Below are 20802 nucleotides of genomic sequence, written 5' to 3'. Positions count from 1 at the left end.
CCGGTCAGGGGGAGGGGAAGAGCTTGGCGGCCACCAGGAGCAGCAGGACGGGCAGGCTGAGGAAGGCCAGGGAGGCCAGCAGGCAGCCGAGTTCGGCCAGTGCGTGTCCGGTGGACTGGTACCGGACCGGGGTCTGGTGCCCCGCCGGTGTCGTGCGCCACTTGCCCGAGGTCCGACTCACCGGGCCAGTCTCCGGCAGGCCCGGGGGCCGGCGCCTGAGTACCGGTACTCAACCGAGGGCCGGGCCCGACGGTATTGCTCGAAGATGCTCGATCCAGCTATAAATCAAGCATCAATGAGCACTGGAGTCTGTCGTGATCCTGACCGTCACCCTCAACGCCGCCCTCGACGTCACCTACCACCTGCCCCGGGTGGCCCGCTTCGGGAGCAACCGGGTGCGGGAGGTGGCCGAGCAGGCGGGCGGCAAGGGGGTCAACGTGGCCCGGGTGCTGCACGCGCTCGGGGCCGAGGTGGTGGTCACCGGGCTGGCCGGCGGGGCGGCCGGGACGGCGATCCGTCAGGAGCTGGGGCGGGCCGGGCTGCCGGAGGAGTTCGCGGCCGTGGCCGGGGAGAGCCGGCGCACCATCGCGGTGGTGGAGCAGGAGGACGGCGACGCCACCATGTATCTGGAGCCGGGGCCGGTGGTGACCGAGGAGGAGTGGCGGGCCTTCCTGGAGCGGTACGCGGGGCTGCTGGCCGGGGCCGGGGCGGTGGTGCTCTCCGGCAGCCTGCCGCGCGGACTGCCCGCCGATGCGTACCGGACGCTGGTGGAGCTCGCCGGGGAGCGGGGCGTCCCGGCCGTGCTGGACGCGGACGGGGCGGCGCTGACTCACGGGCTGGCGGCGGGCCCGGCCCTGGTGAAGCCCAACCGCAAGGAGCTGGCGGCGGCCGTCGGATCCGACGATCCGGCGGCCGGTGCCGCGCTGCTGCGCTCCGCCGGGGCCGACGCGGTGGCGGCCTCGCTCGGGCCCGACGGGCTGCTCGCGGTGACGGACCGCGGCAGCTGGCTCGCCGCCCCGCCGGAGCCGGTCCCCGGCAACCCCACCGGCGCGGGCGACGCGGCCGTGGCCGCCCTCACCCTGGGCCTGGTCCGGGACGAGCCCTGGCCGGACCGGCTGCGCCGTGCGGTGGCGCTGTCCGCCGCGACCGTCCTGGCGCCCCGGGCGGGCGAGTTCGACGGCGGCGCGTACCGGCAGTGGCTGGACCGCGTCCGGGTCGAGCCGCTGCCGTGACGGGGTGTCAGGCCTTCAGCTGGTAGGCCTTCATGTTCCTGAGCAGCAGATAGGTGTCGCGCAGCGAGCCCGAGGTGTCGCCGAGCGAGCGGTAGATGCCCCACTTGGGGCGGACCCGGTCGGCCAGGAAGGTGTCCACGCCGGTCTTGGTGGCGTCGACCACGGTCTTGCCGCCGCTCTTGAGCACCCAGCGGACCGAGCCGGCCTTCTTGTCGCCGATCTTGATCTCGTACTCGACGTCGACCCACTTGTTCTGGAGCGGTTCGAGGTCGGTGCGGCCGACCAGCACGTCGCCGTCGAACACCTTGTGCTCGATGGTCTGCTTCCCGTCCACCCGGCGCAGCGAGGTGACGGTGATCGGGGAGGTGCCGTTGCCCGGCTGCTTGGTCTGCATGATGTGGGTGAAGGTGGTGGTCGCCATCAGCGAGCTCGGGATGTACATCGAGTAGGTGACGCGCCAGGTCTGGCCCGACTTCCACTCCAGGAAGTCGGAGGAGGAGGTGCGGTTGCCGGTGACCTCGTGGCGCTGGCGGTCGTCGTAGGAGTCGCGGTCCACCTTGTGCATGTCGAAGCGGTAGGCGTCGCCCGAGACCTTGATGTGCGGGCCGCCGGACGGGTGCGAGTCGGCACGGTCGTCCTCGACGGTCTCGAAGGCGCGCAGTCCGTCGCGGGCCGGGTCGGCCGACCAGCGCAGGGTCCAGCTCGGCGCGGCGTGGGCCGAGGTCACCGGGACGAGGACGGCCGGGAGGGTCAGGACGAGGGCGGTCAGGACGGTGGGGAGCACGCGGGTGCGCATCGGCTGCCAACTCCTGCGGGTCGGGGGGCGGGTGGGACGGCAGTCATCCTGCCGCCCTGATGATGGACAGTAAAGCTTCCTGACTGTCTCCGGGTGTCGGGATTTGGTGACGAACGCGTGTACGGTTCCTGCCAGTTGAGCGAGTGGCGGTTGACCGTGGGCTCCGCGGCCGGGTTATGGTCACCCTGTGCGTGCATCCCCGTACCGAGCGCTGCTGGCGCTGGTCGCCCTGGTGCTGGCCGCGCTGACCTGTTCGGCGGCCGGTCCCTCCGCGCACACCCATCTGGCCGCCCCCGCCGGGGTGTTGACGGTCTTCGAGCTGGGCCCGCAGGACGCCTGCCCGGGTGGGGCCACCCCCGCCCCGCCCGTCCCCGACCACTGCGCGGAGGAGTCCGCCCAGTGGCTGGCCTCCCCGACCCCGCTGCTCCCGGCCCTGGCACTGGTCGCCCTGCTGACCGTCGCGCTGCTCGGGAACCGCCCGGCCGCCCCGGCGCCGAGGCGCACTCGCCGGGCCGGCGCGAGACACGGCCGCACCCTGCTCACCACGCTCTGCCTGCACCGGGTCTAGCGGAACCCCACGCCCTACCCCGCCGACCAGTGGGGGTGACGGGCGTGCCCGCCGACCGATCATCCGTCAGCAGGAAGCAGAGCAGTGACGATCACGCGTTCCCTCGACACGGCGGTGCTCACCCCCGCCACCCTTCCCCGCACGACCGGCGGTACCGCCGGCACCGGGCGCTCGCTGGCCGCCGCCGTCGGCCACACGCCCGTGGTGTGGATCGGCGAACCGTTCACCGGCTGCGCCCAGGGCTTCTGGGCCAAGCTGGAGGGCTTCAACCCCGGCGGCATCAAGGACCGCCCGGCCCTGCACATGGTGGGCCGGGCCCGCGAGCGCGGCGAACTCCGGCCCGGCGCCCGGATCGTGGAGTCCACCAGCGGCACCCTCGGCCTCGGGCTGGCGCTGGCGGGACAGATCCACGGCCACCCCGTCACCGTGGTCACCGACCCGGGGCTGGAGCCCGACGTGCACCGGCTGCTCACCGCCCAGGGCGCCACCGTCGACCTGGTGAGCGAGCCGCACCCCACCGGCGGCTGGCAGGAGGCCCGCCGCCTGCGGGTGGCCGAGCTGCTGGCCGCCGACCCCACCGCCTGGTGCCCCGACCAGTACGCCAACCCCGACAACGTCGCCGCCTACGAGCCGCTGGCCGAGGAGCTGGTGGCCCAACTCGGCCGGGTGGACGTGTTGGTGGCGAGCGTCGGCACCGGCGGCCACTCCGCCGGGGTGAGCCGGGTGCTGCGCGAGTACTACCCCGAGCTCAAGGTGATCGGGGTGGACACCACCGGCTCCACCATCTTCGGCCAGCCCGCCCGCGGTCGGCTGATGCGCGGCCTCGGCAGCTCCATCCACCCGCGCAACGTCGCCTACGAGCAGTTCGCCGAGGTGCACTGGGTGGCCGCTCCCGAGGCCGTGCGGGCCTGCCGGGCGCTGGCCCGTTCCGCGTACGCCTCCGGCGGCTGGAGCGTGGGCGCCGTCGCCCTGGTCGCCGCCTGGGCCGCCCGGACCGAACCGCCCGGCACCCGGATCGCCGCGATCTTCCCCGACGGCCCGCACCGCTACCTCTCCACCGTCTACAACGACGAGTACTGCCGCCCGCACGGCCTGCTGGACGGCGCGACCGCCGAGCACCCCGACGAGATCACCCACCCCGGCGAGCGCGAGGTCACCCGCTGGACCCGCTGCCGCACCGTCACCGACCCGCTGGGGGAGGCCCGGTGAGCGGCGGACGGGCCGGGTACCGCTCGTTCGAGCGCAGCGTCCGGCTGCTGATGGTCAACCAGTTCACCATCAACCTCGGCTTCTACATGCTGATGCCCTACCTGGCCCAGCACCTCTCCGGCACCCTCGGCCTGGCCGGCTGGACGGTCGGCCTGGTGCTCGGCGTGCGCAACCTCAGCCAGCAGGGCATGTTCCTGGCCGGCGGCGCCCTGGCGGACCGTTTCGGCTACAAGCCGCTGATCGTCGCCGGCCTGGCCCTGCGCACCGTCGGCTTCGCGGTGCTCGGCCTGGTCGACTCCGTCCCCGCGCTGCTCGCCGCCTCGGCGGCCACCGGGCTGGCCGGCGCGCTGTTCAACCCGGCGGTGCGCGCGTACGTGGCGGCCGACGCGGGGGAGCGCCGGGTGGAGGCCTTCGCCCTGTTCAACGTCTTCTACCAGGCGGGCATCCTGCTCGGCCCGCTGGCCGGACTGGCCCTCACCTGGCTGGACTTCCGCCTCACCTGCCTGGCCGCGGCGGCGGTCTTCGCCGTGCTCAGCGCCGTCCAGGTGCGCAGCCTGCCGCACCGGCCGGCCGAGCGCGGCGGCGGTGAGCCGGTGCGGTGGCGCGGGCTGCTGGGCAACCGGAGGTTCCTGCTCTTCGCCCTCGCGATGACCGGCTCCTACGTGCTCTCCTTCCAGGTCTACCTGGCACTGCCGCTGGAGGTCCGGCGGATCGGCGGCGAGGCGGCCGCGCCGGCGGTCGCGGCGCTCTTCGTGGTCTCCGGGCTGGCCACCGTCCTCGGCCAGACCCGGCTGACGGCCTGGTGCCGGCGGACCTGGCCGCCCGGGCGCTCCCTGACGGCGGGTCTGCTGGCGATGGCGGCGGCCTTCCTGCCGCTCGCGGCGGCGGCCGCCGTCCCGCCGCCCGGGCCCGGTCCGGCCCGGCTGGCGCTCGCGCTCGGCCCGCCGGTGCTGGCCGCCGCGCTGCTCACGCTGGGGACCATGCTGGCCTACCCGTTCGAGATGGACACCGTGGTCTCGCTCGCCGAGGGCCGGCTGGTGGCCACCCACTACGGGCTCTACAACACCGTCTGCGGGATCGGCATCACCCTGGGGAACCTCGCGGTCGGCGCCGCGCTGGACCTCGCCCCCGCCGCGACCTGGCTCGGCCTGACCGTCCTCGGCCTGGCGGCGGCCGCCGGGCTGGCCGCCCTGCACCGCAGCGGCAGACTGGCCCCCGCCGCCCCGGCCCGCCGCACGGGGGCCACGGTCGGCTGAGACAGCGTCAGAACGGGGCGGCCCGAACAGACGGTGTCCGTCCCGCTCCTCGTCACCTGCCGTCCGCCGACCGGTCCACACCTCGGACCGGTCGGCGTGCCGGCGCGGCGGCGGGAGAGGATGGGGGCGTCTTCCGGACCGGGCCGGGCGGGCGTCCCCGGGTGTCCGCCGGGCACCGCCGCGCCCCGCACCGGGCCGTCCCGGGAGGCAGTGCGGTGCCCGGGAGGCAGAGCCCGGACCACCCCCGCCCGCTGGACCAACCGCGCCCTGGAGGACGCCGTGACGGTAGTCGAGATTCCCGGATCGAAGTCGGTGACGGCCCGCGCGCTGTTCCTGGCCGCCGCCGCCGACGGCAGCACCAGGCTGCGCCGCCCGCTGCACTCCGACGACACCGAGGGCTTCGCGGCCGGCCTCGCCGCGCTCGGCTACGCGGTCACCGAGGACGGCCAGGACTGGATCGTCGAGGGCCGCCCGCAGGGCCCCGCCAACGACGCCGACGTCTACTGCCGCGACGGTGCCACCACCGCCCGCTTCCTTCCCGCGCTGGCCGCCGCCGGGCACGGCGAGTTCCGCTTCGACGCCTCCGCGCAGATGCGCCGCCGCCCGGTCGGCCCGCTCACCGAGGCGCTGCGCGAGCTCGGCGTGGTGCTGGTGCACGAGGAGAACGAGGGCCACCACCCGCTGCGGATCAGCGCGCGCGGCGTCAAGGGCGGCGAGCTCACCCTGGACGCCGGGCTCTCCTCGCAGTACCTGACCGCCCTGCTGCTGCTCGGCCCGCTCACCGAGCAGGGCCTGGGGATCACCGTCACCGACCTGGTCTCGGTGCCCTACGTCGAGATCACCCTCGCCATGATGCGCAGCTTCGGCGTGGAGGTCGGGCGCGAGGGGGACGGCAAGGTCTTCGTGGTGCCGCCGGGCGGCTACACCGCCGTCGAGTACCCGGTCGAGCCGGACGCCTCCACCGCGAGCTACGTCTTCGCCGCCGCCGCCCTGACGGGCCGTGAGGTGACGGTGCCCGGCCTCGGCAAGGGCGCGCTCCAGGGTGACCTGAAGTTCGTCGAGGTGCTGGAGCGGATGGGGGCGGAGGTCCGGATCGGCGAGGACGAGGTGACCGTGGCCGGTGCTCCCGGCGGGCGGCTGTCCGGGATCACCGTCAACATGCGGGACATCTCCGACACCATGCCGACGCTGGCCGCCATCGCGCCGTTCGCCGACGGGCCGGTGCGGATCGAGGACGTCTACAACACCCGGGTCAAGGAGTGCGACCGCCTGGAGGCCTGCGCGCAGAACCTGCGGGCCCAGGGCATCGAGGTGGAGACCGGCCGGGACTGGATCGAGATCAAGCCGGGCGCGCCGAAGCCGGTCGAGATCGCCACCTTCGGGGACCACCGGATCGTGATGTCCTTCGCGGTGGCCGGGCTGCGCACCCCGGGCGTCACCTTCGACGACCCGGGATGCGTGCGGAAGACCTTCCCGGCCTTCCACGAGGAGTTCGCGAAGCTGCGCGCCTCCTGGGGGATCTGACCGGCTCTCAGGCCTCGGCCGGCTTCAGCCTGCGCGCGACCAGCGTGCCGAGCCGGTCGAGGCCCACCACCAGCGCCGCCAGCGCGATGAACTCGAAGGTCAGCTGGACGATCTGGAGCGACACCCAGCCGTAGCCCTTCTCGCTCGGGTCCAGGAAGAAGTACGGGTACTTGACCGGGAAGTCCGGGAAGAGCAGGGCCCGGGCGATGGTGACGGCGGCGTAGCCGAGCGGGAAGGCCAGCCAGAGCGGCAGGTCCTTCCAGCGGGAGGCGTTGCGCGGCTTGAGGCAGAGCCAGTCGCCCAGCACCAGCACGGGCGTGACGTAGTGCAGGAAGAAGCTGGACCACTCCTGCACCAGGTTCTCGCCGTTCACCAGCCCCGGCAGCGGGTTGGCCCCCTTGTTCAGCAGGATGTGCGCGACCAGGCCGGTGATGGTGATGTACAGCGTCACCGCCCCGCGCAGCCGCGGCGCGGGCGCCTCGACGGTGGAGCGCTTCACCATCCAGTAGACGGCCCCGAGGAAGTACCCGAGCACGATCACGTTGCTCTCGATGGTGAAGTACACCAGCGAGCTGTTGCTGAGGATCAGCCCGAGCCCGGCCGAGAGCACGATGGCCGCTCGCCACCAGAGTGAGGGGCGGGTCCAGACCGACATGTTGTTCACCAGTCCGTGGTCGAGTGTTGGCATGGTCGCCGCACTCTACCTGCGGGTAGCCGACCCACGGAAGGCGCCTGGTCACCGGCGTACGATCACCCCGTGCCCCGCAAGCCGAACGCCCCGCGCCGCCTGACCGCCGACGGCACCAGGTACCTCTGGACGCTCCGCCACCGCCACCGGCCGGAGGGCTGCGAGGAGAGACTGACCCTGCACCCCCAGCCCGCAGGGGAGAGCGGCCTGCTGCGCATCGTCTTCGCCGACGGCCCGGACCGGTACGTGCCGGGAGGGGCGCCGCTCGGCTCCGGCGACGTCGGGTACGTCAGGGGCGCCGGGCTGAACCTGCACGAGCCGGGGGCCGTCAGGGCCTTGCTCGACGCCGCGCTGGCGGGTGGCTGGGCGCCGGGCGGTCCCGCCGTGGAGCTTGACGGGTGGTCACTCCTGGAGGAGGCGGCCCGGGCGGGTCAGGGGCTGACGAAGCCCTCCTGGTAGGCGGTGATGACGGCCTGGGTGCGGTCGCGGGCGGCGAGTTTGGTGAGGATGCCGCCGACGTGGGTCTTGACGGTCTCGGGGCTGACGACGAGGTGGGCGGCGATCTCGGCGTTGTTGAGGCCGGCGGCCATCAGGCGCAGGACCTGGGACTCGCGGTCGGTGAGGCGGCGGGTGCGTGCGTCGGGGCGGGCGGGGCGGCGGGCGGTGGCGAGGTCGCGGATGGCGGCGGGGAAGAGCAGGGAGTCGCCGCGGGCGACCAGGCGGACGGCCTGGACCATCTCGTCGGCGCTGGCGCGCTTGAGCAGGAAGCCGGCGGCCCCGGCCCGGAGGGCGTCGTAGACGTGGTCGTCGTTCTCGAAGGTGGTGACCACCAGGATCCGGGGCGCCGGGTCGAGGGTGGAGACCAACTGTTCGGTGGCGCGGATGCCGTCCACCTGCGGCATCCGGACGTCCATCAGCACCACGTCCGGCCGCAACTCCCGGACCAGGGAGACGACTTCGGCACCGTTGGCGGCCTCCCCGACCACCTCCAGGTCCGGTTCGGCGTTCAGGATGGCCCGTAGGCCCATCCGCACCAGCCGCTCGTCGTCGGCGATCACCACGCGCACCGTCATGTCCCGGCCCCCTGCTCGTTCGGTTCAACTGTTCAGCGGCAGCCGGGCGGTGAGCCGCCAGCGGCCGTCGGTGTCCACGCCTGCGCCGCAGGTGCCGCCCAGCACCGCGGCCCGCTCGGCCATCCCGGCCAACCCCCGCCCGCCGCCCGGACGGCTCGGCCGGTCCTCGCCGGGCGGATTGGCCAGCTCCAACTCCAGTGCACCGGAGACCACTTCGAGCCGCAGCTCGGCGGTCACCCGCCCCGCGTGGCGCAGCACGTTGGTCAGCCCCTCCTGGACGATCCGGTACGCCGCCCGGGAGACCTCGGCCGGCAGCTCGCCCGTCCCGGGTCCGACCCGCGCGGAGACCGCGACCCCGGCCAGCTCCATCTGCCGCAGCAGGGCGCCGAGCCCGGCCAGGGTGGGAGCGGTGGAGCCGGCGGTGGGCTCGGGCTCCTCGCGGAGCAGGCCGAGCACGGTGTCCAGCTCGGCCACCGCGGCCCGGGCGGTCTCCTCGATCGCCTTGAGCGCCTCCTCGGCGAACTCCGGGTCGCTGCGCAGCACCCGCCCGGCCGCCGCCGCCTGGATCCCGACGGCGCTCAGTGCGTGGCCGACGGAGTCGTGCAACTCCCGCGCCAGCCGGTTGCGTTGGGCCAGCTCCAGGGCGCGCCGTTCGGCCGCGGCGAGCCGCTCGCCGGGCGTCGGCCCGAGCAGCGGCACCGCGGTGCGGGCCAGCCAGGCCCCGGCCCCGGCGTTGGTCAGCAGCACCAGTGCCACCAGCCCGAGCGCGACCAGCTGCGGCGCCACCCCGAGCGGTCCGAACAGCTCCCGCACCGCAGCCTGGTCCGGGAAGAGCAGCAGCACGCAGACCGCCGGCGGGACGGAGAGCGACATCCCCGAGACCACCCCGCCGCAGAACAGGTGCTGGACGAACCAGGCGGCGGTGCGCCGCCGGGCGGCCCAGGACCGTGACGCGGTGACCGTCAACTCCCGTCCGTCGGCCAGTCCGAGGGCCCGGGCGGCGGTGGCCTCCAGGACCCGGACGGCCGGCAGCAGCAGCGCCACGGCGGCGGCGAGCGGCAGGGCCACCGCGAAGGCCTCGAACTGCGCCCACAGGTCCCCGCGCGTGTCGTTCAGCCCCCGGGCGGTGGAGACCAGCACCAGGCAGAGCAGCCAGAAGGGCATCAGGAGGGCTCCGCCGAGCACCAGGTGCACCCAGCGGAGCGCCGCCCTGCGTCCGATCAGTGCACGCAGACCGACCGGCAAGTGGGGGGCGGCGTCGCGGTGCCGGGGCACGCGCCCTCCTTGCCCGCCAATGGGCAGGAGGGGCCCTTCGCCGGCTTCTAGTCGGTCGCCGATGCTCCGCATGGACTCCCTCCTCGGCGCCGCCGAGCCACGCACCCCAACACCGCTCCTTCCTCCGCCCCCCACTTGCCGGTCGGTCTCACGCAGCTGACCCTATGTCAGCGGCGGCGTGCGCACGTTCGATCAGGACCAGGGCCCCGGTCACCAGCAGCAGCCCGCCGATCCCGGCCTGCGCCGCCTCGGCCAACTGCCCGGCCGGTGGCACGGTGTCGGTCCGCTCGGGGAGGTCGGGCTGGAGCAGCCAGACGAAGACGTTCCACGCGCCCCAGGCGAAGACCGCGCCGCCGGCCAGCCAGCCGGTCAGCAGGGCGGGGGCCAGCCGGCGCTGCGGGGTGCGGCGCAGCACCACCCAGAGGAACGCGGTGCAGGCGGCCAGCAGCAGCACGGCGGTGACGGCGTCGATGATCCTGGCGGGGCGGTGGCCGTCCAACAGCCGTAGTGGGCGGGCCAGGTGGCCGCCGAGCGCCCAGTAGAGCCGGGCGGCGGCAAGCGGCAGGGCCAGCCCTGCGGCGGTCACCGCGAGGGTGCGCTGCAGTCCGAGGGTGGCCGTGCGGGGCAGGTCGCCGATCCGGTCGGAGAGCAGCCCGGCCCAGCGCTCCCGGGCGTGCAGGGCGAAGCCGGCCAGCAGGGCGACCCCCTGGACCGCGAAGCCGCCGTAGACCACGGCGAACACCCAGGGCTGGAGCCAGCCCTGCGGGTCGACCGAGGGCTCGGTGCCGAGCAGCAGCTCGGTGCCGAAGATCAGTGGAAGTTCGATCAGCAGGGCGCCCAGCATCCCGCTGCCGACCCAGGCCGGGAAGAGCACCAGCCCGGCCGGGATCCGCCGGCCCCAGGGGCGGACGAAGGCCAGCGCCAGGACGACCGCCACCGCGTCCATGACGAAGGTGACCAGGTTGGCGGCCCACAGCGCGCCGGAGTGGGCGATCTCGGCGTCCGGGCCGAATCCGATCGTGCTGCCGCACAGCCAGAGGGTCTTGAGGGTCAGGTACGGCACGGTGGCCGCGACGGTGAGTGCGCAGATGCCCCGGCGCAGTGCGCCGGACGGGGTGAGGTCCATGGGTCCACCCTCCCGTCCGGCGCCCGCCCGGGGCCTCCGCCCTGGTCAGGAACCGGCTCCCCCCGGAGGGGGAAGCGGTGCTACTCCTGAGGGAGGGTCACCCCGCTGGCGCGGAGCATCTCCTCGCGCTCCACCACCTTGACCCGCTCGCGCTGCTGCGGCTCGCCGAGCGCCTTCTCGTACGTGTCCAGCAGCTTCCAGCCGTCCCAGGTGGTGTACGCGACCTGGTTGGCCGTCAGGTGCGCGAGGACGGCGTCCTCCTGCGGGGCGTCCGGGGTGCGGAGCGCGCCGGCCCGGAAGTCCTCGATCAGGCAGCCCACGGTCTCGTTGGCGTCGCCCTTGGTGTGGCCGATCAGGCCGACCGGGCCGCGCTTGATCCAGCCGGTGACGTAGGTGGACGGCAGGTGGTGCCCGGCCTCCATGACCCGGCCGGCCTCGTGCGGCACGGTGCCGGAGACGGCGTCCCAGGGCAGCTTGGGCAGCTCCTCGGAGAGGTAGCCGACGGCGCGGTAGACGGCGCCCAGGTCCCAGTCGGTGTACGCGCCGGTGCCCTTGACGTTGCCGGTGCCGTCGAGCTCGGTGCGCTCGGTGCGCAGGCCGGTGACCTCGCCGTTCTCGCCGAGCACCTCGACCGGGGACTCGAAGAAGTGCAGGAAGAGCTTGTGCGGGCGCTCGCCGATGTCGCGGATCGCCCAGTTCTCCAGGGTGGAGGCGACCATGTCGGCCTGCTTGTTGCCCCGGCGGGTGGCGATCGAGCCCTCGTCGTAGTCGATGTCCTCGGGGTTGACGATGACCTCGATGTTCGGCGAGTGGTCCAGCTCGCGCAGCTCCATCGGGCTGAACTTGGCCTGGGCCGGGCCGCGGCGGCCGAAGACGTGGACCTCCAGCGCCTTGTTGGCCTTGAGCCCCTCGTACACGTTGGCCGGGATCTCGGTGGGCAGCAGCTCGTCGGCGGTCTTGGCCAGGATGCGGGCCACGTCCAGCGCGACGTTGCCGACGCCGAGCACCGCGACCTTCTCCGCCTCCAGCGGCCACTCGCGCGGGACGTCCGGGTGGCCGTCGTACCAGGAGACGAAGTCGGCCGCCCCGTAGGAGCCGTCCAGCTCGATGCCGGGGATCTTCAGCTCGCGGTCGGCCATCGCGCCGGTGGAGAAGACCACCGCGTCGTAGAAGCGGTGCAGGTCGTCCAGGGAGAGGTCGGTGGGGTAGTCCACGTTCCCGAACAGGCGGATCTGCGGCTTCTCCAGCACCTGGTGGAGCGCGGTGATGATGCCCTTGATCCGGGGGTGGTCGGGGGCGACGCCGTAGCGGATCAGGCCGAAGGGCGCGGGCATGCGCTCGAACAGGTCGATCGACACACCGGGGTCGGCGGCGACCTCGGACTTCATCAACGCGTCGGCGGCGTAGATGCCGGCGGGGCCGGCTCCGACTATGGCCACTCGGATGGGGCGGGACATACGTGCATCCTTCGGCTGGGCAGCGTTGACCGCCAGGGTGCCCGGCGGCTCCTGGTTAGGCTACCCTTTCCCGATCTATGACCCCATAGGGATGCCCTATGTCCATCAGGTGCAGAGGTCTGGACCACGCCCCATCCGTGGTGCTAGGTGTACTGGGTCACCGCCGGGTCACCCGGCCGCGAGCGACGGCGTGCAGGTCCAGGTCCAGTACGGGCGCGGCTCGGTGCTCGGGCTCGGGTCGGCGGTCCACGTGGGACTGGGGCTCGGGCTCGGACTCGGACTGATCGTCGGGCGCGGGCTGCTGACGGTCGGGCTCGGCGGCCAGGCCGGGGTGGTCAGGACGCAGGCGCCGGGGGCCGTCACGTCGGTCATGGCGATCCGGCCGATCCGGAAGGGTCCCTGGCCGTACCAGCCGTGGAAGGAGAGGATCACCTGGTTGACCGCGACCACGGAGACGGTGGCGGTCAGGGTGGTCCACCCGGGGCCGTCGGCCCAGCGCGTCACCTTGCCGTCGGGGACCTTCGGGACCCCCTCGACGGTGACGAAGGCGTAGGACCCGGAGACCTCGGCCGTGAGTTCGTAGGTGGAGCCGGGAACGACCCGGACCGCCTGGGTGCAGCCGGCCTGCTCGTGGGGTCCGGGGCGGCCCTCGACGATCCGGTCGGTGAGGGTCACGTCGCCGGTGCAGGACCAGCCGGAGCTCAGCGGTTCGGCGAAGTCGCCGTTGCGCACCACCTGCTGGCGTGGCGGCTCGGCGGCGGCGGGGACGACCGTGACCAGGCCGACGAGGGCCAGGGCCACGGCTCCGAGCAGGGCGGCGGGGGTGGCGGACTGTCTGTGGGGTGCACGCATTGCCTTCTCCTGATGGGGAGTTGTGGACGGGCAGCGGTGCAGGGAGTGGGCCCAGCCTGGTGGAGGGCGGGAGGCCGGGTCAAGAGTGCCGAATTCGCCGATCCTCTGGACGGTATATTCAACTCACCGGTATATGTAGAGGCATGACGGAACGTTCGATGCAGGAGCCGACACTGCTCCTGCTCACCGCGCTGGCCGATGCGCCCCGGCACGGGTACGCGCTGCTCCAGGAGGTCACCGCGATCTCCGGGGGCCGCGTGAAGCTCCGCGCCGGGACGCTCTACGGAGCCCTGGAACGCCTGCTCAAGCAGGGACTGGTCCGGGTGGAGGGGGAGGAAGTGGTCGACGGCAGGGCACGGCGGACCTTCGGGCTCACCGACGGCGGGCGGGAGGTGCTGGAGCGCGAGGCCGAACGGCTGCGCGCGGTGGTGGCCGAGGCCGACCGACGGCTGTCCTCGGGCCGCGCCGCGCAGCTGCGTCCGGGATTCGCTTCGTGAGTGGGGCGAGTGGGGCGAGTGGGATGAGCGGCCTCGGGGTGCGGGTGGCGATGCGCCTCCACCCGGGGTCCTACCGCCGGGGCGAGGGCGCCGAGTTGGCGGCGGTCTTCGCGGACGCCACCGCCGGGCAGGGGCGTTGGTCGGCCGCGCGGGAGTGGGTCGATCTGGCCGGGCACGGCCTGCGGATGCGGCTCGGGCTCGGGTCGGACCGGACACTGGCTCAACTGGCTGCTCTGGCAGCGCCGTTCGCGGGGGTGGCGGCGGTGGCGGGCACGCTGGCGGAGGAGGTGGACGGCGTGGTCGTCTCCCTGCAGCGCGGGTGGCCCCTGTACTGGCTGATCGCCGCGCCGGTGGACACCCTGCCGGGCTTCGGCTACTGGCTCGGCCGGGCGGGCCTGCTCCTCCTGTTGGTGGTGGCCGTCGCGGCCGCCACCGGCCGTTGGACCGCGGCCCGGGCGCTGGCGCCGCTGGGCCTGCTGGCGGTCCTGGGCCACGTGGTGGTCGAGTCGCTGCTGTCGACGAGCTGGTCCTACGGGGACGGCCCCCGGCTGCTCGCCAGGATGGCGGCCTGGTACGGGCCTCAGGTGATCTGGCTGCTGATCCTGATGGCCGCGCCCCGGGACCTGCTCGGGCCGCCGACCAGGGGGCGGCGCCTGAGCTCTCTGGCGGGTCTGCTGGTCGGCGGTGTGCTGCTGAACACGGCGCTCGGGCTGGGGCCGTTCCGGATCCTCGGTGCGGGGGCGCCCAGCGTCGTGCTGGCCCTGCTGCTCGGTGCGACGGAGCTCACGCTGCTCGCCGTCGCCGTGCCCGCGCTGCTGCGCGGCCGGCCGGGTCCGGCGGCGGCGGCCGTGGCGGGGGTGCCGGTGCTCGCCCTGATGCTGCTCTCGGCCGCCGCCCACCTGTGGAACTCCGGCCACCACGTCCTCGCCGTCGCGCTGCTGGCCGGGTTCGCGCTGCTCGCCGCCGTCCTGCCGCACTGGCGGCCCGGCTTCCTGGAGCGACGCCCGCCCACCGCTCGTTAGACCGTCCGCACACCGGAGGCCCCGCCGTCACGGCGGGGCCTCCGTGCGTTCACCGGGCGGGTGAGGCTCCGTCAGAAGAGCAGACGGGCCTCGCGGTGGGTGTGGGACTCGATGCCGGAGGCGGCCTTGAGGATGAGCTCGTGGGCCAGGTTGGAGCAGGCGCGGGCCGCGGCCAGCTCCTCTCCGACGGTGGAGTCGGGGGCGTCGTCCGGGTTGCGGCGGGCGATGCCGAGGCCGCGGACGCCGGGGGCGCTGAAGCCCTCCAGCGAGGCGGTGCAGGTGGTGCGGTTCTCGTCCTCCTCGAAGACGAGGGCGACGTTCCACTGGTTTCGCATGGTCGATCACCTCATTCCGGGTGGATCGTTCAAGGCCCAGCCTCCGCCTGTGCACGGCCGATTTCAAGGCGGGCGGGAGGCCGGTCGAACCGGATCCGCGACCCGTGCGCCGAAGCCTTGTTACCGCCGGGTCACTTGTCTATCATCGCGACTGTGACAGCCCCACTGTCAAAGACGAGAGGACGGCTGTGGACGGTTCGACCAACCGGGGACCACTCGCCGGGGTGCGGGTGGTGGAGTTGGCCGGCATCGGGCCCGGCCCGTTCGCCGCGATGCTGCTCGCCGACCTCGGGGCGGACGTGGTCCGGGTGGACCGCCCGGGTCCGTCCCCGCTCGGCCCCGCCCCCGAGCACGACCTGACCAACCGGAACAAGCGCTCGGTCCTCGTGGACCTCAAGGCTCCCGAGGGTCCGGGCCAGGTGCTCGACCTGGTCGAGCGCGCCCACCTGCTGATCGAGGGCTACCGCCCGGGCGTCGCCGAGCGCCTCGGGGTCGGCCCGGAGGCCTGCCTGGCCCGCAACCCCGCACTGGTCTACGGCCGGATGACCGGCTGGGGCCAGGGCGGTCCGCTCGCCCAGCGGGCCGGGCACGACCTCGGCTACACCGCCACCGCCGGGGTGCTCGGCCTGGCCGGCCCGGCGGACGGCCCGCCCGCCTGGGCGGCCAACCTGCTCGGCGACTACGCGGGCGGCTCGCTCTACCTGGTGGTCGGCCTGCTGGCCGGCCTGCGGCACGCCGAACTCACCGGCACCGGCCAGGTGGTGGACGCCGCCATCGTGGACGGCGCCGCACACCTGACCACCATGCTCTGGGGTCTGCTGGGCGCCGGGCTCTGGCAGGACGGACGCGGCGTCAACCTGCTGGACGGCGGCGCCCCGTGCTACGCCACCTACCGCACCTCGGACGGCCGGTACATGGCGGTCGGCGCGCTGGAGCCCCAGTTCTGGGCCGAGTTCACCCGGCTGCTGGAGCTCCCCGCCGACGCGCCCGGCCAGTTCGAGATGGCCCGCTGGCCCGAACTGCGGGCGGCCGTCGCGGCCCGGTTCGCCACCCGCACCCAGGCCGAGTGGACCGAGCTCTTCGAGGGCACGGACGCCTGCACCTCCCCGGTGCTGACGCTCGGTCAGTCCGCCGTCCACCCGCACCTGGTGGCCCGGGGCACCTACCTCACCGGGGGCGGCGTCACCCAGCCCGCCCCGGCGCCCCGGTTCTCCGTCACCCCCGGCTCGGTGCACCGCCCGCCGGCCCTCCCCGGCGCGCACACCGAGCAGGTGGCGCGCGACTGGGACGTCAAGAGCCTTCACACCCCCTCCAGTTGAGAGCAGGAGCCGTGCAGCGCGAGATCTACACCGAGGAGCACGAGGCGTTCCGCGAGACCGTCCGGGCCTTCCTGGCCAAGGAGGTGCTGCCGCACCACGACCGCTGGGAGAAGGACGGCATCGTCGACCGCTCGGCCTGGCTGGCCGCCGGGCGGCAGGGCCTGCTCGGCCTGGCCGTCGAGGAGGAGTACGGCGGGGGCGGCGAGGGCGACTTCCGCTACCCGGCCGTGCTGGCCGAGGAGTTCGTCCGGGCCGGGGCCAGCGGCCTGGCGATCGGCCTGCACAACGACATCATCGGCCCCTACCTCAGCCAGCTGGCCACCGAGGAGCAGAAGCGCCGCTGGCTGCCCGGCTTCTGCTCCGGCGAGCTGATCACCGCCATCGCGATGACCGAGCCCGGCACCGGCTCCGACCTCCAGGGCATCACTACCCGGGCCGAGGACAAGGGCGACCACTACCTGCTGAACGGCGCCAAGACCTTCATCTCCAACGGCATCCTGGCCGACCTCGTGGTGGTGGTCGCCAAGACCACCGAGGAGGGCGGAGCGCACGGCCTCAGCCTGTTCGTGGTCGAGCGCGGGATGCCCGGCTTCGAGCGCGGCCGCAACCTCGACAAGATCGGCCAGAAGGCCCAGGACACCGCCGAGCTGTTCTTCCAGGACGTCCGGGTCCCCAAGGAGAACCTCCTCGGGGAGCTGAACCAGGGCTTCTACTACCTGATGCGCAACCTCGCCCAGGAACGCCTGGCGATCGCGGTGGCCGCGATCGCCGGGGCCGAGCACCTGGTCGAGCTCACCACCGAGTACGTCAAGCAGCGCACCGCCTTCGGGCGCCCGCTGGCCAAGCTCCAGCACGTCCGCTTCGAGATCGCCGAGCTGGCCACCGAGTGCGCCGTCACCCGGACCTTCGTGGACCGCTGCATCACCGAGCACAACCGCTGGGCGCTCACCCCGGTGGACGCCTCGATGGCCAAGTGGTGGGCCACCGAACTGCAGAAGCGCACCGCCGACCGCTGCCTCCAACTGCACGGCGGGTACGGCTACATGACGGAGTACCCGGTCGCCAAGGCGTTCACCGACGGCCGGATCCAGACCATCTACGGCGGCACGACCGAGATCATGAAAGAGATCATCGGCCGCTCCATCCTCGGCTGAAAGGCACCCACACCGTGACCACCGAAGCGTACGTCTACGAGGCGATCCGCACTCCGCGCGGCCGGGGCAAGGCCAACGGTTCGCTGCACGCCACCAAGCCGATCGACCTGGTGGTCGGCCTGATCCACGAGATCCAGCGCCGCCTGCCCGGCCTGGACCCGGCCGCGATCGACGACATCGTGCTCGGCGTGGTCAGCCCGATCGGCGACCAGGGCTCCGACATCGCCCGGGTGGCCGCCATCGCGGCCGGCCTGCCGGACACCGTGGCCGGCGTGCAGGAGAACCGCTTCTGCGCCTCCGGCCTGGAGGCTGTCAACCAGGCCGCGGCCAAGGTCCGTTCGGGCTGGGAGGACCTCATCCTGGCCGGCGGCGTGGAGTCGATGAGCCGGGTCAAGATGGGCTCCGACGGCGGTGCCTGGTTCGCCGACCCGATGACCGCCTACGAGACCTCCTTCATCCCGCAGGGCATCGGCGCCGACCTGATCGCCACCATCGAGGGCTTCTCCCGCGCCGACGTGGACGCCTTCGCCGCCGAGTCCCAGGCCCGCGCCGCCAAGGCCCAGGCCGACGGCCTGTTCGACCGCTCGGTGGTGCCGGTGCGCGACCGCAACGGCCTGGTGGTGCTGGAGCGCGACGAGTTCATCCGCCCGGGGACGACGGTGGAGACCCTGGCCGGCCTCAAGCCCTCCTTCGCCGCCATCGGCGAGATGGGCGGCTTCGACGCCGTCGCCCTGCAGAAGTACCACTGGGTCGAGGCCATCGACCACGTCCACCACGCGGGCAACTCCTCCGGCATCGTGGACGGCGCGGCGCTGGTCGCGATCGGGTCGCGCGAGGTCGGCGAGCGGTACGGGCTGCGCCCGCGCGGGCGGATCGTCTCCGCCGCCGTCTCCGGCTCCGAGCCCACCATCATGCTCACCGGCCCCGCCCCGGCCACCCGCAAGGCACTGGCGAAGGCCGGTCTGACCGCCGCCGACATCGACCTGGTGGAGATCAACGAGGCCTTCGCCGCCGTCGCCCTGCGCTTCGTGCGCGAGCTCGGCTTCCGGCCGGACCAGGTGAACGTCAACGGCGGCTCCATCGCCCTCGGCCACCCGCTGGGCGCCACCGGCGCGATGCTGATCGGCACGGTGCTGGACGAGCTGGAGCGCCGCGAGCAGCGCTACGGCCTGGTGACCCTGTGCGTCGGCGGCGGGATGGGCATCGCCACCGTCATCGAGCGCATCTGACCACCCGACACTTCTGGAGACCTCAGTCATGACTTCCGTCACCCCCATTCGCTGGGAGCAGGACCAGGCCGGTGTGGTCACCCTGGTGCTCGACGACCCGGACCAGTCCGCCAACACCATGAACGCCGCCTTCACCGCCGCGTTCGAGGAGACCGTCCAGCGCCTCAAGGACTTCGACGGCCTCCGTGGTGTCATCATCACCTCGGCCAAGAAGACCTTCTTCGCCGGCGGCGACCTGCGCCTCATCTCCGCGGCCCAACCCGCCGACGCCCAGCGGGTGTTCGACAACTCGATGCGGATCAAGCGCTCGCTGCGCACCCTGGAGACGCTCGGCCGGCCGGTGGTCGCGGCCATCAACGGCGCGGCCCTCGGCGGCGGCCTGGAGCTGGCCCTGGCCTGCCACCACCGGATCGCGCTGGACGCGCCCGGCAGCAAGATCGGCCTGCCCGAGGTGACGCTGGGCCTGCTGCCCGGCGGCGGCGGGGTGGTCCGCACGGTCCGGATGTTCGGCATCACCGACGCGCTGCTGAAGGTGCTGCTGCAGGGCCGCCAGTACCGCCCGGCGCAGGCGCTGGAGATCGGCCTGGTCGACGAACTCGTGTCCGACACCGACGAGTTGCTCGCCAAGGCGCGCGCCTGGGTGGAGGCGAACGAGACCGCCGTCCAGCCCTGGGACGTCAAGGGTTACAAGATCCCCGGCGGCACCCCCGCCACCCCCGCCTTTGCCGCCAACCTGCCCGCCTTCCCGGCCAACCTGCGCAAGCAGATCAACGGCGCCCCCTACCCGGCCCCGCGCAACGTGCTCGCGGCCGCCGTGGAGAGCGCCCAGGTGGACGTGGACAACGCCTTCGTGATCGAGGCCCGGTACTTCACCGAGCTGGCCTGCGGGCAGACCTCGAAGAACATGATCAAGGCGCTGTTCTTCGACATGCAGGCCGTCAACTCCGGTGCCAGCCGCCCGGCTTCGCCGGCCAAGCGGAAGGCCGAGCGGGTCGCGGTGCTCGGCGCCGGGATGATGGGCGCGGGCATCGCCTACTCCTGCGCCAAGGCCGGCCTCACGGTCTTCCTCAAGGACGTCACGGTGGAGGCCGCCGAGCGCGGGAAGGCCTACTCCGCCGGGCTGCTGGAGAAGCAGGTGGCCCGCGGCCGGATGACCGCGGAGGAGCGGGACGCCTTCCTGGCCCGGATCACCCCCACCGCCGAGGCGGCCGACCTGGCCGGCTGCGACACCGTGATCGAGGCGGTCTTCGAGAACACCGAGCTCAAGCACAAGGTGTTCCAGGAGGTCCAGGGCGTGGTCGCGCCCGACGCGCTGCTCTGCTCCAACACCTCGACCCTGCCGATCGGCCTGCTGGCGGAGGGGGTCGAGCGCCCGGCCGACTTCATCGGCCTGCACTTCTTCTCGCCGGTCGACAAGATGCCGCTGGTCGAGATCATCCGCGGGCCGCAGACCGGCGACGAGGCGCTGGCCGCCGCGTTCGACCTGGTGCAGCAGATCAAGAAGACCCCGATCGTGGTGAACGACTCCCGCGGCTTCTTCACCTCCCGGGTGATCGGACAGTTCATCAGCGAGGGCGTGGCGATGGTCGGCGAGGGCCTGGAGCCCGCCTCGATCGAGCAGGCCGCCGCCCAGGCCGGCTACCCGGCGAAGGTGCTCTCGCTGCTCGACGAGCTGACCCTCACCCTGCCGCGCAAGATCCGCGACGAGGCCCGCCGCGCCGTCGAGGAGGCGGGCGGGGTCTGGCCCGGCCACCCCTCCGACGAGGTCTTCGACCGGATGGTCACCGAGTTCGACCGCCCCGGCCGCAGCGGCGGAGCCGGCTTCTACGAGTACGAGGACGGCAAGCGCACCCGCCTCTGGCCGGGCCTGCGCGAGCACTTCACCCGCCCCGGCGCGGAGATCCCGTTCCGCGACATGCAGGAGCGGATGCTCTTCTCCGAGGCGATCGACTCGGTCCGCTGCCTGGAGGAGGACGTCCTCACCACGGTGCCGGACGCCAACGTCGGCTCCATCCTCGGCATCGGCTTCCCGGCCTGGACCGGCGGCGTGCTCCAGTACATCAACGGCTACGAGGGCGGCGTCGGCGGGTTCGCCGCCCGCGCCCGGGAGTTGGCGGCCGCGTACGGGCCGCGGTTCGAGCCGCCGGCGCTGCTGGACGAGATGGCGGCCGAGGGCCGCACCTTCTGACG

The 20802-nt window shown here is 73.4% G+C and carries 21 protein-coding genes; 12 read left to right on the top strand and 9 right to left on the bottom strand.

The window, feature by feature from the left end:
- Window positions 1-4: 4 nt before the first annotated feature.
- The gene (locus ACWEPF_RS05225) at window positions 5-181 is read right to left on the bottom strand and encodes a hypothetical protein (protein WP_345286581.1); all 177 of its coding nucleotides are present in this window, start codon (window positions 179-181) and stop codon (window positions 5-7) included.
- A 133-nt stretch (window positions 182-314) separates the two neighbouring features.
- On the opposite strand from ACWEPF_RS05225, the gene ACWEPF_RS05220 reads away from it, so the two are divergent.
- The gene (locus ACWEPF_RS05220; RefSeq protein ID WP_452171494.1) at window positions 315-1232 is read left to right on the top strand and encodes a 1-phosphofructokinase family hexose kinase; all 918 of its coding nucleotides are present in this window, start codon (window positions 315-317) and stop codon (window positions 1230-1232) included.
- Window positions 1233-1239: 7 nt separating this feature from the next.
- Here the strand turns inward: ACWEPF_RS05220 and ACWEPF_RS05215 are convergent, their stop codons facing one another.
- Window positions 1240-2028 (bottom strand): heparin lyase I family protein, encoded by a 789-nt coding sequence (locus ACWEPF_RS05215; RefSeq protein WP_452171493.1) that lies wholly within the window; start codon window positions 2026-2028, stop codon window positions 1240-1242.
- Between the two features lie 187 nt (window positions 2029-2215).
- Between ACWEPF_RS05215 and ACWEPF_RS05210 the strand changes: the two genes are divergently transcribed.
- The 4 genes from ACWEPF_RS05210 to aroA all read left to right on the top strand — a co-directional run bounded on the left by ACWEPF_RS05210 (window position 2216) and on the right by aroA (window position 6585).
- The gene (locus ACWEPF_RS05210; protein ID WP_452171492.1) at window positions 2216-2596 is read left to right on the top strand and encodes a hypothetical protein; all 381 of its coding nucleotides are present in this window, start codon (window positions 2216-2218) and stop codon (window positions 2594-2596) included.
- A gap of 174 nt (window positions 2597-2770) precedes the next feature.
- Window positions 2771-3805, top strand: a complete 1035-nt coding sequence (locus tag ACWEPF_RS05205; RefSeq protein ID WP_452171519.1) for a PLP-dependent cysteine synthase family protein — start codon at window positions 2771-2773, stop codon at window positions 3803-3805.
- Window positions 3802-5061 (top strand): MFS transporter, encoded by a 1260-nt coding sequence (locus tag ACWEPF_RS05200; protein ID WP_452171491.1) that lies wholly within the window; start codon window positions 3802-3804, stop codon window positions 5059-5061. The genes ACWEPF_RS05205 and ACWEPF_RS05200 overlap by 4 nt, the downstream gene beginning before the upstream one ends.
- Before the next feature lie 279 nt (window positions 5062-5340).
- The gene (gene aroA, locus ACWEPF_RS05195; RefSeq protein ID WP_452171490.1) at window positions 5341-6585 is read left to right on the top strand and encodes a 3-phosphoshikimate 1-carboxyvinyltransferase; all 1245 of its coding nucleotides are present in this window, start codon (window positions 5341-5343) and stop codon (window positions 6583-6585) included.
- Window positions 6586-6592: 7 nt separating this feature from the next.
- Here the strand turns inward: aroA and ACWEPF_RS05190 are convergent, their stop codons facing one another.
- Window positions 6593-7273, bottom strand: coding sequence for a Pr6Pr family membrane protein (locus ACWEPF_RS05190; protein ID WP_345286589.1), 681 nt, complete (start codon window positions 7271-7273; stop codon window positions 6593-6595).
- A 69-nt stretch (window positions 7274-7342) separates the two neighbouring features.
- On the opposite strand from ACWEPF_RS05190, the gene ACWEPF_RS05185 reads away from it, so the two are divergent.
- The gene (locus tag ACWEPF_RS05185) at window positions 7343-7732 is read left to right on the top strand and encodes a hypothetical protein (protein WP_452171489.1); all 390 of its coding nucleotides are present in this window, start codon (window positions 7343-7345) and stop codon (window positions 7730-7732) included.
- Here the strand turns inward: ACWEPF_RS05185 and ACWEPF_RS05180 are convergent.
- From ACWEPF_RS05180 to ACWEPF_RS05160, 5 genes are all read right to left on the bottom strand, one after another.
- Window positions 7705-8346 carry a response regulator transcription factor gene (locus ACWEPF_RS05180; protein WP_345286593.1) on the bottom strand — a complete coding sequence of 214 codons (642 nt, stop codon included), beginning with the start codon at window positions 8344-8346 and terminating at the stop codon, window positions 7705-7707. The genes ACWEPF_RS05185 and ACWEPF_RS05180 overlap by 28 nt on opposite strands.
- Window positions 8347-8370: 24 nt before the next feature.
- Window positions 8371-9621, bottom strand: a complete 1251-nt coding sequence (locus ACWEPF_RS05175; protein WP_452171488.1) for a sensor histidine kinase — start codon at window positions 9619-9621, stop codon at window positions 8371-8373.
- Window positions 9622-9769: 148 nt separating this feature from the next.
- The gene (locus tag ACWEPF_RS05170) at window positions 9770-10747 is read right to left on the bottom strand and encodes a hypothetical protein (RefSeq protein ID WP_452171487.1); all 978 of its coding nucleotides are present in this window, start codon (window positions 10745-10747) and stop codon (window positions 9770-9772) included.
- An 80-nt stretch (window positions 10748-10827) separates the two neighbouring features.
- On the bottom strand, window positions 10828-12204 hold the full coding sequence (locus tag ACWEPF_RS05165) for an FAD-dependent oxidoreductase (RefSeq protein ID WP_452171486.1): 1377 nt from the start codon (window positions 12202-12204) through the stop codon (window positions 10828-10830).
- Between the two features lie 168 nt (window positions 12205-12372).
- A complete protein-coding gene (locus tag ACWEPF_RS05160; RefSeq protein ID WP_452171485.1) occupies window positions 12373-13056 on the bottom strand; it encodes a hypothetical protein in 684 nt (227 codons plus the stop codon).
- A 143-nt stretch (window positions 13057-13199) separates the two neighbouring features.
- Between ACWEPF_RS05160 and ACWEPF_RS05155 the strand changes: the two genes are divergently transcribed.
- Both ACWEPF_RS05155 and ACWEPF_RS05150 read left to right on the top strand, forming a co-directional pair.
- Window positions 13200-13553 (top strand): PadR family transcriptional regulator, encoded by a 354-nt coding sequence (locus tag ACWEPF_RS05155; RefSeq protein WP_345286603.1) that lies wholly within the window; start codon window positions 13200-13202, stop codon window positions 13551-13553.
- Between the two features lie 23 nt (window positions 13554-13576).
- Entirely contained in the window at window positions 13577-14575 is a 999-nt protein-coding gene (locus ACWEPF_RS05150; RefSeq protein ID WP_452171484.1) for a hypothetical protein, read from the top strand.
- A 71-nt stretch (window positions 14576-14646) separates the two neighbouring features.
- On the opposite strand, the gene ACWEPF_RS05145 is transcribed toward ACWEPF_RS05150, so the two are convergent.
- Complete coding sequence (locus tag ACWEPF_RS05145) at window positions 14647-14910, bottom strand: DUF1876 domain-containing protein (protein WP_345286607.1); 264 nt, start codon at window positions 14908-14910, stop codon at window positions 14647-14649.
- Window positions 14911-15098: 188 nt separating this feature from the next.
- Between ACWEPF_RS05145 and ACWEPF_RS05140 the strand changes: the two genes are divergently transcribed.
- The 4 genes from ACWEPF_RS05140 to ACWEPF_RS05125 are packed head-to-tail and all read left to right on the top strand — an operon-like array spanning window position 15099 to window position 20800.
- The gene (locus ACWEPF_RS05140; RefSeq protein ID WP_452171483.1) at window positions 15099-16229 is read left to right on the top strand and encodes a CaiB/BaiF CoA transferase family protein; all 1131 of its coding nucleotides are present in this window, start codon (window positions 15099-15101) and stop codon (window positions 16227-16229) included.
- 11 nt (window positions 16230-16240) lie between these two features.
- Window positions 16241-17383, top strand: coding sequence for an acyl-CoA dehydrogenase family protein (locus ACWEPF_RS05135; RefSeq protein WP_452171482.1), 1143 nt, complete (start codon window positions 16241-16243; stop codon window positions 17381-17383).
- A 14-nt stretch (window positions 17384-17397) separates the two neighbouring features.
- Window positions 17398-18612 (top strand): acetyl-CoA C-acetyltransferase, encoded by a 1215-nt coding sequence (locus tag ACWEPF_RS05130; protein WP_345286613.1) that lies wholly within the window; start codon window positions 17398-17400, stop codon window positions 18610-18612.
- A 28-nt stretch (window positions 18613-18640) separates the two neighbouring features.
- Window positions 18641-20800, top strand: a complete 2160-nt coding sequence (locus ACWEPF_RS05125; RefSeq protein ID WP_452171481.1) for a 3-hydroxyacyl-CoA dehydrogenase NAD-binding domain-containing protein — start codon at window positions 18641-18643, stop codon at window positions 20798-20800.
- Window positions 20801-20802 lie beyond the last annotated feature (2 nt).

This window comes from Kitasatospora sp. NPDC004289 (assembly GCF_053602875.1).
This window is presented reverse-complemented; position numbering and strand designations above follow the sequence as displayed.

Coding starts and splice junctions, on each gene's coding strand:
- ACWEPF_RS05215 (WP_452171493.1), bottom strand. CDS start 2,028: ATGCGCACCCGCGTGCTCCCCACCGTCCTGACCGCCCTCGTCCTGACC.
- ACWEPF_RS05190 (WP_345286589.1), bottom strand. CDS start 7,273: ATGCCAACACTCGACCACGGACTGGTGAACAACATGTCGGTCTGGACC.
- ACWEPF_RS05180 (WP_345286593.1), bottom strand. CDS start 8,346: ATGACGGTGCGCGTGGTGATCGCCGACGACGAGCGGCTGGTGCGGATG.
- ACWEPF_RS05170 (WP_452171487.1), bottom strand. CDS start 10,747: ATGGACCTCACCCCGTCCGGCGCACTGCGCCGGGGCATCTGCGCACTC.
- ACWEPF_RS05165 (WP_452171486.1), bottom strand. CDS start 12,204: ATGTCCCGCCCCATCCGAGTGGCCATAGTCGGAGCCGGCCCCGCCGGC.
- ACWEPF_RS05160 (WP_452171485.1), bottom strand. CDS start 13,056: ATGCGTGCACCCCACAGACAGTCCGCCACCCCCGCCGCCCTGCTCGGA.
- ACWEPF_RS05155 (WP_345286603.1), top strand. CDS start 13,200: ATGACGGAACGTTCGATGCAGGAGCCGACACTGCTCCTGCTCACCGCG.
- ACWEPF_RS05150 (WP_452171484.1), top strand. CDS start 13,577: ATGAGCGGCCTCGGGGTGCGGGTGGCGATGCGCCTCCACCCGGGGTCC.
- ACWEPF_RS05145 (WP_345286607.1), bottom strand. CDS start 14,910: ATGCGAAACCAGTGGAACGTCGCCCTCGTCTTCGAGGAGGACGAGAAC.
- ACWEPF_RS05125 (WP_452171481.1), top strand. CDS start 18,641: ATGACTTCCGTCACCCCCATTCGCTGGGAGCAGGACCAGGCCGGTGTG.